Source organism: Bradyrhizobium sp. SZCCHNRI3043 (genome assembly GCF_032377735.1).
In the GTDB taxonomy this organism is placed as follows: domain Bacteria; phylum Pseudomonadota; class Alphaproteobacteria; order Rhizobiales; family Xanthobacteraceae; genus Bradyrhizobium.
The window spans coordinates 91,804-104,530 of the sequence record NZ_JAUHID010000003.1 but is presented as its reverse complement, the minus strand read 5'-3'; the positions used below and the strand labels follow the sequence as shown (position 1 = coordinate 104,530).

The following is a 12,727-nucleotide window of genomic DNA, read 5'->3' as shown; positions in this document are numbered from 1 at the left end:
TTACTGCTCGAGCGCGGCCAGCGCAGCGTTGCCGATCTGCTGCGCCTCGGCCCAGGCGGCCTGGGTCGCCTGCTGAGCGGCGGTGTAGCCGGCCTGGATCTGCTGTTGAGCCGCCGCGCGCAGCGCCCCCTCCTGCTGCTCGCCGGTTTCGCGCGCCTGGGTCAGGGCCTGGTTGTCGGCGTTCAGCGTCGCATTGGCCTGGTTGAAGGCGTTGGCGGTGGTCTGCGCCTTGGCCTGGGCCGCCGCCAGCGCGGCCTGGTTGGCCGCATTGTTGGCACGCTCGAGGACCTCGGCGGCCTCCTGCGCATCCTGCTTGGCCTGCTGTGCCGCCTGACGCGCCTGTTCCAGGGCCTGCCGGTCGGCGTTCACCTTCTGCTCGGCCGCTTCCACCGTCGCATCGATCGTGCCGATCTTCTGGTTCAGCGCGGCCTCGACCGTCTTCTGGTTCTGGGTCGCAGCCGCCTGCGCGGCCTGGGTCTTCTGCTGGGCGACCGCGCGGGCCTGCTCGCCGGTCTTCAACGCCGCCTGCAGCGCGGCCTGCTCGGCGGCTTCCTGGGCCGCCTGGTTCTGCTGGTTGTTGTTATTGTTGTTGTTGCCGCCGTTGCCGGCCGCCGCTCCGCCATTGTTGGCATTGCCGCCATTGTTGGCGTTGCCACCATTGTTGGCGTTTCCGGCGGCCTGGCCGGCCTGCTGGGCCGCCTTCGCGGCGGCCTCGGCGGTCTCGCGCGCCGTGTCCTTGGCGGCGTTGGCGGCTTCCTTGGCCTCGTTGGAGACGTCGATGTCCTTGTCGAGCTTCTGGAAGGCGCTCTGCAGCGCGGCCGAGGCGGCCGTCAGCTTCGCGGCATTCGCCGTCGCCGCCGCCTGGTTGGCCGCGGTTGGGTTCTTCTCGGCCTGCTCCTGGGCCTCGATCGCGGCGCCTCGTGCGTTCTGCTCGGCCTGACGCGCGACATCGATCGCCTTGCGGTCGGCGGCGACCTGCGCCTCGGCGGCGGCGGCGGTCTGCGCGGCGGCCGCGGCCGCCGCGTTGGCCTTGGCGACGGCATCGGTGCTGCTCGACGCCGCGGCAGCCGCCTTGGCCGGGGTTGCTGCGGCGGCAGGCGTGGCGGTGGCCTTTGCGAGGGCGACAGTGGTGGTTGCCGTCGCTGCGGCAGCCGCGGCCGGCTTGGCAGCGCTCGTGCTCGTGCCCGTGGTGGTCGCGGTTGCAGTCTTGGCCGTGCCGGTCGTCGTCGTTGCCGCGGTGGCGGCCGCGGCGGGCTTGGCTGTGCTGGCCGCCGTAGTGGTGGCCGCGACGGGCTTGGCCGCGGTGCTGGCCGTCGCAACCGTGGCCGTCGGGGTTGCGGCGGCGGTCTTGGCTGCCGTGCTCGCTGCGGTGGCGGCTGCCGTTGCTGCGGCCGTGGTGGCCGCCTTGGCGGCGGCGCTGGTCGCGGCCTTTGCGGCGGCGTTGGCGGCGGCCTTTGAAGCGGCGTCGGCTGCGGCCTTGGTTGCAGCCTTTGCAGCGGCGTTAGCTGCCGCCTTTGCAGCGGCATCGCTCGCCGCCTTCGCCGCAGCCTTGGCAGCGGCGTCCTGCGCCGCCTTGGCAGCGGCAGCGGCCGCGGCCTTCGCCGCCGCATCCTGCGCCGCCTTCGCGGCGGCGTTGGTGGTGGCCGAAGTGGCAAGGGCGGTGGTCATGGCCTGCGCATTGGCCTGATGCGGCAGCGCCATCATCGTCAGGGCGGTCATCAGGGCCAGCACGCTGACATGGCGATAGAGATCGGTCCTCGACGCTGCGGTTTGAAGGTTCTTCTTGTCCGCCATCAGCTCAACTCCCTTGGTACGCTGGATTGGATGATGGAACCTTTTGAAAATGATTTTGGCTTGCAGCATGGTCGGACCTTGCAAGCAGCAAGGCGTCCGCCTGCAAGCTGACGGCAGGATTTCGCGATGTTTGCGGCGAGCCGGCCGCGACGAGATGGCGCAGGGGAACAGAAAGCTTTTGAAACAAGCGGTTGCCGGCGGTACGCCGGTTGCACGGTTGCGGCGGGCCGATGAGCATTTCGCGGCGAGCCATGCTGCCGCCATTGAAGATGCGACGCATTGTCGCATATGTCATGATTGACAAGTCGTCCGCTGTGCGAACGTCGGATCAGCCCTTCCGGGCGTAGAGCAGCGGGACCGCGGCGTCGACCATCACCTCGACGAGGCTCGTGCCGGCATGTGCGAGGGCTCGCGTCAGCGCACTGGCGAGCTCGGCGGCATTGCTCACGCGCACTGCATCGCAGCCCATGCCTTCCGCGAGCTTGACGAAATCGAGGCCGGGCAGCTCGAGCCCGGGCACGTTGCGCACCTGCATGACCTGGCTGAACGAGCGCATCGCGCCATAGCCGGAATTGTTGATGACGACGACCGTCAGCGGCAGCCTGCGCTGCGTGGCGGTCCACAGCGCCTGCAGCGAATACATCGCCGAGCCGTCGCCGATCAGGCACACCGTGCGGCCCGCGGTGCGCCCCAGCGCCATACCGACCGCCGCCGGCAGGCTGTAGCCGAGCCCGCCGCTCGCCATCGTGTAGAACGAATCCGCGCCGGGCATCGGCATGTACTTGTGCATCACCGGCCGATGCGAGGGGATCTCCTCGACCACGGCGCTGCCCGCCGGAAGCGCCTGCGCCAGCGTATGCAGGAGATAGTCGACCGGGATCGGATCGGCCGGCTCCGGCGCGGCCGGCAGCACGCGGCCCTTCGGCGCCGCGCGCCTGGTCTCCGGCAGCAACTCCAGCAACAGCTCCAGCGCCGGCCGCATGGTGGCAATGATGCTGGTGCCGATCGGCGGCACGGCGGCGCCTTCGGCATCGTCGGTGACCTGATAGAGCGTGGTGGCGCCGTCGAAGATCGCGGCATGGCCCTCGACATGGAAGGTGAACACCGGGGCGCCGAACACGACGACGAGGTCGTGTGGCTTCAGGGCGTCGGACAATTGTCCGGGCGAGGCGTGCAGAAAGCCCTGGAATTGCGGATGGCGCTCGGGAAACGAGCAGCGCGCCGAGAACGGGCTGACCCAGACCGCGGCCTTGGCCTTCTCGGCGACCTCGACCATCAGATCGACGCAGCCGGCGCGGTCGATGCCGGGGCCGACCACGAGTGCGGGATTCTTCGCGGCGGCAAGTGCGCTCACTAGTTCGTCCATGGCGGCGCGATCGGGGCCGAGCTCGCGGCTCACCTTGCGCGCGGTGATCGGTTGCGCCGGATGCATCCAGTCGTCGATCGGGATCGAGACGAAGGTCGGCCCGCAGGGCGGCTGCATCGCGGTGTAGTAGGCGCGGGCGATCGCGCCCGGCACGTCCTCGGGCCGCGCCGGCTCGACGCTGTATTTGACGTAAGGGCGCGGGAATTCGGACGGGCGTTCGGCATAGAGGAACGCCTGTAGAGGCAGGATCGAGCGCGCCTGCTGACCGGCGGTGATCACCAGCGGCGTCTGGTTGCGATGCGCGGTGTAGATGTTGCCGAGCGCGTTGCCGACGCCGGCCGCCGAATGCAGATTGACGAAGCCGGCATTGCGCGTCGCCTGGGCATAGCCGTCGGCCATGCCGACCACCGAGGCCTCCTGCAGGCCGAGCACGTAGTCGATGTCGTCGGGCCAGTCGCTGAGGAAGGGCAGCTCGGTCGAGCCGGGATTGCCGAAGACTTTTTTGATGCCGAACGCGCGCAGCAGTTCGAAGGTGGCCTGCTTGACGGTGACGGGCTTGGTTGTTGTTCCTGTGGTTTTTGGCACGGCGTTTCCTCGAATGACCGTCATTGCGAGGAGCGAAGCGACGAAGCAATCCAGAGTCGCGGGTGGAACTCTGGATTGCGTCGCTTCGCTCGCATTGACGAGACCGACTTCACCAATTCGCGGTGCCCTTCATCGTCGGCTGGCGCTCGGCGTTGGCGGTCCACAGCTCCAGGCCGGCATCGACGGGGTTGGCGTTGACCGAGAACTCGCTGCCCTCGAACAGCGGCTGTACGCCTCGATAGGCGAACTTCGCCGGCGGCTTGCCCTTCAGCCGGGCGGCGAACTCGACCAGCAGCGCGGCCTGCAGCGGGCCGTGGAAGATCAGTCCGGGATAGCCTTCGACCCTGGTGACGTAGTCGCGGTCGTAATGGATGCGATGGCCGTTGAAGGTCAGGGCGGAATAGCGAAACAGCAGCACGGCATCGGAGACACGAGTCTCGCTGTGCTGCGCGACCGGCGGAGGCGGCGGCGCTTTTGCCGGCGCAGCCTGCGCCCCGCCCATGTCGCGATAGACGATGTCCTGGCGCTCGCGGATCGCGACACCGCGCGGCGTGGTCACGACGTGCTCGACGGCGACGAAGCAGAGCTGGCCGGTCGAACCGCTCTTCAGGGTGACGTCTGAGATCGTCGAGACGCGGGTGGCGACATCGCCGACGCGCAAGGGATCGATGAACTGCACCTCGCCGCCCGCCCACATGCGGCGCGGCAAGGGTACCGGCGGCAGGAAGCCGCCGCGGGTGGGATGGCCGTCGGGGCCGAGCTGATCGTGCGGAAACACGGGCTGGCCCAGGCACCAATGCACCGTGTAGGGCGCGATGTCGCCGGTCGTCGGCTCGCCGATGTCCTGGAACAGCGTCGCGCGCAGGCCCTTGGTGAGCTGCGCGGTGACGATGTCGGTCGCCTCGGCGCTGCGGCCGACCCATTGCCGGAGATGGTCGAGATCGAGCGTGTCCGTCATGATCATCCCTTGCGCTGATGAGGCGAAGCGGCCTCGCCGATCGCGGGCACGGCGCCGTAATGCCTGTCCTCGCCGACCACGATCGCCGCCGGCGCGGGATAGCTGACGACGCCGTTCGGCGTGTTCACCTCGATGCGCCGCAGATGCGGATGGACCGCGAGATCTGCCATGCTGTTGACCTCGGCGAAGGCGATGTCGGCCGCGGCGAGCTTGCCCAGCAGCTCATCGCGCGACAGCGCCGCGAAGCGCTCCGCGACGATGCCGTCGGTCAGCGCACGGTTGCGCACGCGTTCGACCATGTTGGCGAAGCGCGGATCGTCGGGCAGCCCGGGCTGGTCCAGCACCTTGGCGCACAGCGTCTTCCACTCGCGCTCGCTCTGGATCGAGATCAGGATGTCCTTGCCGTCCTTCGAGGTGAACACGCCATAGGGCGCAATCGAGGGATGGGCGAGGCCGATGCGCTTCGGCGCGTTGCCGGCTTCCGCGTTGAGCAGCGGCACGGTGAGCCAGTCGGCCATCACGTCGAACATCGAGATCCTGATATCGGCGCCCTCATTGGTGCGGCCGCGCCTGATCAGCGCCTCCAGGATCGCGGCATGCGCCGTCGCGCCGGTCGCGACGTCGACGATCGACATGCCGACGCGCGAGGGACCGTCGGGGCCGCCGGTGATCGAGGCGAGCCCGCTCTCCGCCTGGATCAGCAGGTCATAGGCCTTGCGGTCGGCATAGGGACCGGAGTCGCCGTAGCCGGTGATGGTGCAGCAGATCAGCTTCGGATAGTCCTGGCGCAGCCGCTCGCGGGCGAAGCCCATTCTGTCCATCGAGCCGGGCTTGAGGTTCTGCAAGAGAACGTCGGCGCCGGCGATCAGCTTCTCCAGCTCGGCGCGACCTTCCGGTTTTGAAAGGTCGACGACGACGGAGTCCTTGCCGCGGTTGAGCCAGACGAAGTAGCTGCTCTGGCCCTTGGCGGCCGCGTCATAGCCTCGGGCGAAATCGCCCTCGGGCCGCTCGATCTTGATGACATGGGCGCCGGCATCGGCGAGGCGCGACGAGCAGAACGGTGCGGCCACCGCCTGCTCGACGGCGACGACAATGATCCCTTCAAGCGGCAGCATGGCAGGACCTCAATACGACCTGGGCATGCCGAGCACGTGCTCGGCGACGTAGGACAGGATGAGGTTGGTCGAGATCGGCGCCACCTGATACAGCCGCGTCTCGCGGAATTTGCGCTCCACGTCGTATTCCTCGGCGAAGCCGAAGCCGCCATGGGTCTGGATGCAGGCATTGGCCGCCTCGAACGACGCGTCGGCGGCGAGCATCTTGGCCATATTGGCCTCGGCGCCGCAGTCGAGCCCGGCCTCGTATTTGCGGGTCGCTTCCTTGACCATCAGCTCGGCGGCGCGCATCGACGCATAGGCCTTGGCGATCGGGAACTGGATGCCCTGGTTCTGGCCGATCGGGCGGCCGAACACGACGCGCTCCTTGGCATAGGCGGTGGCCTTGGCGATGAACCATTTGGCATCGCCGACGCATTCGGCCGCGATCAGGATGCGCTCGGCGTTCATGCCGGAGAGGATGTAGCGGAAGCCCTTGCCTTCCTCGCCGATCAGGTTCTCCGCCGGCACCCGCATGTCGGTGAAGAAGACTTCCGTCGTGGCGTGGTTCATCATGGTCCGGATGGGGCGGATGGCGAGCCCGGCCTTCTTGGCCTCGCGCATGTCGACGATGAAGACGGAGAGACCGTCGGTGCGCTTCTGCGCCTGGTCCTTCGGCGTGGTGCGCGCCAGCAGGATCATCAGGTCGGAATATTCGGCGCGGCTGGTCCAGATCTTCTGGCCGTTGACGACGTAGCTGTCGCCGTCGCGCCTGGCGAAGGTCTTCAGCGACGATGTGTCGGTGCCCGAGGTCGGCTCGGTGACGCCGAACGCCTGCAGCCGCAATTCGCCGCTCGCGACTTTTGGCAGCCACTTGGCCTTCTGCTCGGCATTGCCATGACGCAGCACCGTGCCCATCGTGTACATCTGGGCATGGCAGCCGCCGCCATTGCAGCCGGCGCGCTGGATCTCCTCGAGGATCGCCGCCGCGGCCGACAGCTTCAATCCGGCGCCGCCATATTCCTCGGGGATCAGCACGGAGAGATAGCCGGCCTGTGTCAGCGCATCCACGAAGGCGGACGGATAGGCCATCTCGCGATCGAGCTTGCGCCAATATTCACCGGGGAACTGGGCGCAGAGCTTTGCCACCGCGTCGCGGATGTCGGCGTAGTCGTCGGGCTGATGCTGTTCTGTCATGCGCTGCTCCGCCGACCGTGATCGCGCGGCCTCGCGGTCTCCCTATGCTTGTTCGTCATAGCCTATGACGAAGCATGCCAGCCTTGGCAAGCAGGGAATGACCACGCCGCGCGCGTCCGGCCCCGCCCCAGCGGCATGGCGCTTGCGCCCGCGTTCGCGTTCTAGCTGACGGGAAATCCGAGATGGCCGCGAAAACGGGTCTTCAGGAAAACACCGTCGCGCGGCGGCAAAGCGCGGTCGACATGATCGGTCGAGATCGCCACGCGGGCGAAATGCGGCCCCGCGCGATCATGCAGCTTCGGACGGAAGGCTTCGAGCGCGGCATGCGTTTCGATCGTGCTCACCGAGGGAAAGCCGGCGCCCGCGGCGATCAGCTCCAGCTTCGCGCCGAGCCCCGAATGGCTCATCTGCATGCCGGTCTCGCCGAAATGGGCGTTGTCGAGCACGACGACCGAGAGGTTCTTCGGCTGCTTCGCCGCCGAGGTCGCGAGGCTGCCGAGCCCCATCAGTTGCTCGCCGTCGCCGGTGATGACGACGACCGGGCGCGATGGCTGCGCCAGTGCGAGACCCAGGCCGATCATGGCCGCGCCGCCCATCGCGCCCCAGAGATAGAAGTTCGCGTCGTGATCGCCCGCGGCGAACACGTCGTAGGACGATGAGCCGAGGCCGCTGACGACCAGCAGGTCGCCACGGTCCTGCAGCAGCGCCTTGACGGCGGTGCGGCGGTCGAGCAGTGCTCCCATCACTTCGTCTCCGTCCACTTCTTGGCGCCGATCATGCGCTGGGAGATCAGCACCGCGATCGGCTGATCGCTGTCGAACGCGAGCCTCGCTGCAGCGGCCGCCATCTCGCCGGCGTCCTCGGGACGTTCCAGCCGGAACACCGTGACTCCCATGATCTCGAAGGCCGCCTGCGTCGACTTGCCCATCGGCACCTGCCACGGATTGAACTCGGCCCATTCGCCGCGCATCGTCACGAAGCTGAGGAACGGGAAGCGGCAGCTCGCCAGCAGCGACAGCATGTTGACGCAATTGCCGACCCCGCTCGACTGCATCAGGAGCACTGCGCGCTGGCCGCCGAGCCAGGCGCCGGCGGAGAGCGCGATACCTTCCTCCTCGGTGGTGAGGACCGTGGTGGCGATCGCGGGATCGTCATGGGCGAGGCGGATCAGGCGGGAATGGCCGGCGTCGGGGACGTAGCAGAGCTGCCGGACGTCAGCCGCCTTCAGCGCCTCGTAGATGGCGAGCGGCCAGTCGGTGGTGGGCGTGTCGGAAGCGGCCATGGCGTCCTGAGGTTATGGCGTCCTGAGGTTCATGAGCACCGATGGTGCAGCGGATGATTTAGCCAGAAACGACCGTCGAAGCCCATTGAATCTCGTTCACCCCGCATGCCGGATTCTCATAGGCAGCCGAGGGCCTCGTGGTTCGGCTGGGGAAGCCTCATGCGGCCGACCACGCGATCGTCATGTGGAGTGGCGGGAGTAACAGGAACTCACCCCGGGATCCGCACCGGCAGCGATTCATAGCCGCGGACGAAGCTGGAATAGACCCGCTTCGGCTCGCCGACGACCTCGATACGGTCGAAGCGCTTGAGGATCTCCTGCCAGACGATGCGCAGCTGCAACTCGGCGAGCCGCATGCCGACGCAGCGGTGGATGCCGAAGCCGAATGAGAGATGGATGCGCGGCCGCTTGCGGTCGATGATGAAGGCGTCCGGATTCTCGATCACCTCCCCGTCGCGGTTGCCCGAGACGTACCACATCACGACGCGGTCGCCCTTCTTGATCGTCTTCCCGCCGAGCTCGGTATCGACCAGCGCGGTGCGGCGCATGTGGGCGAGCGGCGTCTGCCAGCGGATCACCTCAGGCACCATGGTCTCGATCAGCGCCGGATTGTCGCGCAGCTTCTGATACTCGGCCGGGTTCTCGTTCAGCGCCAGCACCGAGGCCGTCATGGTGTTGCGCGTGGTGTCGTTGCCGCCGACGATGAGCAGGATCAGATTGCCCATCAGATTGTCCGGCGTCATGTGCCGCGTCGCCTCGCTATGCGCCATCATCGAGATCAGGTCGCGGCCGGGCTCGGCCTGGCGCGCCTTCCACATCCGGCCGAAGGTCTCGGCGCATTCGCCGAGTTCGCGGCGGCGCTCCTCCTCCGACGAGACGATGCCGCTTTTGGGCAGCGCGGTCGAGACGTCGGACCAGCGCGTCAGCTTGCGGCGTTCCTCGAACGGGAAATCGAACAGGGTCGCCAGCATCTGCGTGGTCAGCTCGATCGAGACCTTCTCGACCCAGTTGAAGGTCTCGTTGCGCGGCAGCGAATCCAACACCTTGGCCGAGCGCTCGCGGATCAGCACCGCCATCTGGTCGAGATGGTCGGGCGTGAACATCGGCGATACCGTCTTGCGCTGCTCGCCATGAACAGGCTCATCCATCGCGATGAAGCTCGGCCATTCGTATCCGGGCGGCACGTCTCGGATCATGATCCCGCCATTGCTGACGTCCGAGGAGAAGATCGCGTGGTTGGTGTCAACATGCATGATGTCGTGATAGCGCGTCACCGACCAATAGGGCTCGATTGGCGCCTTGGTGCAGTAGTGCACCGGCGCCTCCTTGCGCAGCCGCTCGAACCACGGCCAGATCGTGTCGTTCTGGAACAGCCGTGGTGCGCCAGGATGGAAGTCCTCGATCGGGGTGGAATAGGCCTCGAGGCGCGCGTCGCGCAGCAGATCTGCTTTATCGGAGCGAAGCGCGGCCTGGGCGGTCATGGGGGGCGTCCTTTGCTAAACAGTCGCTCGACAATCGAGACAAGTCATAAGTCTGCTCGCCTGTCGTCGCGAGCAGGACGCGTAGGGTGGGCAAAGCGAAGCGTGCCCACCGCGTTTCGCGCCAATCGAAAGATGGTGGGCACAGCGTTCGCGCGATGCGCGACCGCCTTTGCCCACCCTACGGGACCGTTCGTGTCGGACCCGATTCGTCTTCAATACAACTTAAGCCGCAATCCGCACCGGCAATGTCTCATATCCCTTCACGAAGCTCGAATAGACCCGCTTCGGCTCGTCCATCACGTCGATATGATCGAATCGCTTCAGGATTTCCTCCCAGATGATCTTGAGTTGCAATTCGGCCAATCGCAAGCCGACGCAGCGGTGGATGCCGAAGCCGAACGACAGATGCTGGCGCGGCCTGACGCGGTCGATGATGAAGTCGTAGGGACGCTCGATGGCGGCCTCGTCGCGGTTGCCCGAGACATACCACATCACGACCTTGTCGCCTTTCTTGATCTGCTTGCCGCGGAACTCGATGTCGGAAAGCGCGGTGCGGCGCATGTGGGCGAGCGGGGTCTGCCAGCGGATGACCTCGGGGACGAAGGCGTCGATCAGCGCGGGGTTATCCTTGAGCTTGCGGTACTGATCCGGGTTCTGGCTGAGCGCATAGATGCTGCCGGACATGGTGTTGCGCGTGGTGTCGTTGCCGCCGACGATCAGGAGCACGAGATTGCCGAGGAAGTTCTTCGGGTCCATGTTCCGCGTCGCCTCGCTGTGGGCCATCATCGACAGCAGGTCGCTCTTCGGCGGCTGGTTGACGCGCTCCTGCCAGAGCCGCGCGAAATAGCGGGCGCAGTCCATCAGCTCGGCCTGCCGTTCGTCCTCGGTCGCGACAAGCCCATCGGGGCCGGGGATCGTGGTCGCGATATCCGACCAGCGCGTCAGCTTGCGGCGGTCTTCCCAGGGGAAGTCGAACAGCACCGCCAGCATCTGCGTCGTCAGCTCGATCGAGACGCGATCGACCCAGTCGAACACCTCGCCGACAGGCAGATTGTCCAGGCATTCGGCGGAGCGCTTGCGGATGTTGATCGCGAGCTCGTCGAGATGTGTCGGCGTGAACATCGGCGCCACGGTCTTGCGCTGCGCGGCATGGCGCGGCGGATCCATCGCGATGAAGCTCTCACGGCGCAGGTCGGGGTCGACGTCGCGAATGGTGATGCCGCCGAGCGCGGACGCCGAGGAGAACACCGCGTGGTTGGTCTCGATCTCCATGATGTCGTCGTAGCGGGTGATCGACCAGTAGGGGCCGAACATGGACTCCTTGCAGTAGTGCACCGGATCCTCGCGACGCAGCCGGTCGAAATAGGGCCAGTGCGTGTCGGTACGGAACAACTCCGGATGACCGGGGTCGAATTCGGCGAGCGGCAACGATGCGGCGCGACTGGCGGCCGCGTCGTTGACGCGCTCGCCTGCTGCGGCGTGTCGCTGTGCCTCGGCCGTCGTGGTGGTCCCGTGCATGGACGTCTCCCTGATGGCCGGATTCTAGCTGTCCGGCGATGTCGGGCGCGATTACATCCTGCCCGGGAGCGCGGGGCAAGCGCGGAGTTTGGGCCGCCGGGCCGGTCTTGCGTCGCAACGCTGGTATTTGTCCGGACGTCGGGCGTGACAAGCGCCACGTCACGGAATATGGCTTTGAGCGATTGTTGCAAAGCAGAAGACTAGCAGGAGGCCGCCCCATGATCGCCAACGCGCAGCGCATGTTCAATTTCGATCTCGGCGAGACCGCGGACGCGATCCGCGAGACGGTGGCGAGCTTTTCGCAGGAGCAGATCGCGCCGCGCGCCGCCGAGATCGACCGCTCCAACCAGTTTCCGCGCGACCTCTGGCCCCGCATCGGCGAGCTCGGCCTGCACGGCATCACGGTCGAGGAGGAATATGGCGGGGCGGGTCTCGGCTATCTCGAGCACTGCATCGCCATGGAGGAGATCTCGCGCGCCTCGGCCTCGGTCGGCCTGTCCTACGGCGCCCACTCCAATCTCTGCGTCAACCAGATCCGCCGCAACGGCAACGAGGCGCAGAAGCGCAAATATCTGCCCAAGCTGATCTCGGGCGAGCATGTCGGGTCGCTCGCGATGTCCGAGCCGCAGGCCGGCTCCGACGTGGTGTCGATGAAGACGCGCGCCGACAAAAAGGGTGATCGCTTCGTCCTCAACGGCAACAAGATGTGGATCACCAACGGTCCGATCGCGGAAACGCTGGTGGTCTACGCCAAGACCGATCCGCAGGGCGGTCCGCGCGGCATCACCGCCTTCATCATCGAGAAGGGGATGAAGGGCTTCTCGACCGCGCAGAAGCTCGACAAGCTCGGCATGCGCGGCTCGGACACCTGCGAGCTGGTGTTCGAGGATTGCGAGGTGCCGGAGGAGAACGTGCTGGGGCAGGTCGGCCGCGGCGTCAACGTGCTGATGAGTGGCCTCGACTACGAGCGCGCGGTGCTCGCCGCAGGTCCGCTCGGCATCATGCAGGCCTGCATGGACGCTGTGCTGCCTTACGTGCATGAGCGCAAGCAGTTCGGCCAGCCGATCGGCACCTTCCAGCTCGTGCAGGGCAAGGTCGCGGACATGTACACGACGATGAACGCCGCGCGCGCCTATGTCTATGCGGTGGCCAAGGCCTGCGATCGCGGCGAGACCACGCGCGAGGACGCGGCGGGCGCGATTCTGTTCGCCGCCGAAAAGGCGACGCAATGTGCGCTCGATGCGATCCAGCTGCTCGGCGGCAACGGCTACATCAACGACTATGCGACCGGGCGGCTGCTGCGCGACGCCAAGCTCTACGAGATCGGCGCCGGCACCAGCGAGATCCGGCGCATGCTGATCGGGCGGGAATTGTTCGACAAGACATCTTGAGGTGCCGACCACGCGGTTGGCGCATGCGGGACATGCGTTCGCCAACCGGCCGGATGCAGAT

Annotated in this window: 11 protein-coding genes; 1 reads left to right on the top strand and 10 read right to left on the bottom strand. The window is 66.8% G+C overall.

The window, feature by feature from the left end; all coding sequences use genetic code 11:
- The 10 genes from QX124_RS09290 to QX124_RS09245 all read right to left on the bottom strand — a co-directional run bounded on the left by QX124_RS09290 (window position 1) and on the right by QX124_RS09245 (window position 11,275).
- Window positions 1-1,794: a hypothetical protein gene (locus QX124_RS09290; protein ID WP_315796978.1), complete on the bottom strand. Its 1,794-nt coding sequence runs from the start codon at window positions 1,792-1,794 to the stop codon at window positions 1-3.
- Window positions 1,795-1,798: 4 nt separating this feature from the next.
- Window positions 1,799-2,089 carry a hypothetical protein gene (locus QX124_RS09285; RefSeq protein WP_315796977.1) on the bottom strand — a complete coding sequence of 97 codons (291 nt, stop codon included), beginning with the start codon at window positions 2,087-2,089 and terminating at the stop codon, window positions 1,799-1,801.
- A 33-nt stretch (window positions 2,090-2,122) separates the two neighbouring features.
- Entirely contained in the window at window positions 2,123-3,769 is a 1,647-nt protein-coding gene (gene mdlC, locus QX124_RS09280) for a benzoylformate decarboxylase (protein ID WP_409997678.1), read from the bottom strand.
- Between the two features lie 85 nt (window positions 3,770-3,854).
- Window positions 3,855-4,703 carry a MaoC family dehydratase N-terminal domain-containing protein gene (locus QX124_RS09275; RefSeq protein ID WP_315796975.1) on the bottom strand — a complete coding sequence of 283 codons (849 nt, stop codon included), beginning with the start codon at window positions 4,701-4,703 and terminating at the stop codon, window positions 3,855-3,857.
- A gap of 2 nt (window positions 4,704-4,705) precedes the next feature.
- Window positions 4,706-5,818, bottom strand: a complete 1,113-nt coding sequence (locus QX124_RS09270) for a CaiB/BaiF CoA-transferase family protein (RefSeq protein ID WP_315796974.1) — start codon at window positions 5,816-5,818, stop codon at window positions 4,706-4,708.
- A gap of 9 nt (window positions 5,819-5,827) precedes the next feature.
- On the bottom strand, window positions 5,828-6,994 hold the full coding sequence (locus QX124_RS09265; RefSeq protein WP_315796973.1) for an acyl-CoA dehydrogenase family protein: 1,167 nt from the start codon (window positions 6,992-6,994) through the stop codon (window positions 5,828-5,830).
- A gap of 161 nt (window positions 6,995-7,155) precedes the next feature.
- On the bottom strand, window positions 7,156-7,737 hold the full coding sequence (locus QX124_RS09260; RefSeq protein ID WP_315796972.1) for a thiamine pyrophosphate-dependent enzyme: 582 nt from the start codon (window positions 7,735-7,737) through the stop codon (window positions 7,156-7,158).
- On the bottom strand, window positions 7,737-8,276 hold the full coding sequence (locus QX124_RS09255; RefSeq protein WP_315796971.1) for a thiamine pyrophosphate-binding protein: 540 nt from the start codon (window positions 8,274-8,276) through the stop codon (window positions 7,737-7,739). The genes QX124_RS09260 and QX124_RS09255 overlap by 1 nt, the downstream gene beginning before the upstream one ends.
- A gap of 209 nt (window positions 8,277-8,485) precedes the next feature.
- On the bottom strand, window positions 8,486-9,757 hold the full coding sequence (locus QX124_RS09250; RefSeq protein WP_315775359.1) for a cytochrome P450: 1,272 nt from the start codon (window positions 9,755-9,757) through the stop codon (window positions 8,486-8,488).
- A 222-nt stretch (window positions 9,758-9,979) separates the two neighbouring features.
- Window positions 9,980-11,275, bottom strand: coding sequence for a cytochrome P450 (locus QX124_RS09245; RefSeq protein ID WP_315796970.1), 1,296 nt, complete (start codon window positions 11,273-11,275; stop codon window positions 9,980-9,982).
- Window positions 11,276-11,493: 218 nt separating this feature from the next.
- Here QX124_RS09245 and QX124_RS09240 point away from each other — a divergent pair, with 218 nt between their 5' ends.
- Complete coding sequence (locus QX124_RS09240; protein ID WP_315734243.1) at window positions 11,494-12,666, top strand: isovaleryl-CoA dehydrogenase; 1,173 nt, start codon at window positions 11,494-11,496, stop codon at window positions 12,664-12,666.
- Window positions 12,667-12,727: the final 61 nt, after the last annotated feature.

Excerpts from the sequence above, each read along its gene's own strand:
- QX124_RS09240 (WP_315734243.1), top strand. The coding sequence starts at position 11,494 with ATGATCGCCAACGCGCAGCGCATGTTCAATTTCGATCTCGGCGAGACC.
- QX124_RS09290 (WP_315796978.1), bottom strand. The coding sequence starts at position 1,794 with ATGGCGGACAAGAAGAACCTTCAAACCGCAGCGTCGAGGACCGATCTC.
- mdlC (WP_409997678.1), bottom strand. The coding sequence starts at position 3,769 with ATGACGGTCATTCGAGGAAACGCCGTGCCAAAAACCACAGGAACAACA.
- QX124_RS09270 (WP_315796974.1), bottom strand. The coding sequence starts at position 5,818 with ATGCTGCCGCTTGAAGGGATCATTGTCGTCGCCGTCGAGCAGGCGGTG.
- QX124_RS09245 (WP_315796970.1), bottom strand. The coding sequence starts at position 11,275 with ATGCACGGGACCACCACGACGGCCGAGGCACAGCGACACGCCGCAGCA.
- QX124_RS09285 (WP_315796977.1), bottom strand. The coding sequence starts at position 2,089 with ATGACATATGCGACAATGCGTCGCATCTTCAATGGCGGCAGCATGGCT.
- QX124_RS09265 (WP_315796973.1), bottom strand. The coding sequence starts at position 6,994 with ATGACAGAACAGCATCAGCCCGACGACTACGCCGACATCCGCGACGCG.
- QX124_RS09275 (WP_315796975.1), bottom strand. The coding sequence starts at position 4,703 with ATGACGGACACGCTCGATCTCGACCATCTCCGGCAATGGGTCGGCCGC.
- QX124_RS09250 (WP_315775359.1), bottom strand. The coding sequence starts at position 9,757 with ATGACCGCCCAGGCCGCGCTTCGCTCCGATAAAGCAGATCTGCTGCGC.
- QX124_RS09260 (WP_315796972.1), bottom strand. The coding sequence starts at position 7,737 with ATGGGAGCACTGCTCGACCGCCGCACCGCCGTCAAGGCGCTGCTGCAG.
- QX124_RS09255 (WP_315796971.1), bottom strand. The coding sequence starts at position 8,276 with ATGGCCGCTTCCGACACGCCCACCACCGACTGGCCGCTCGCCATCTAC.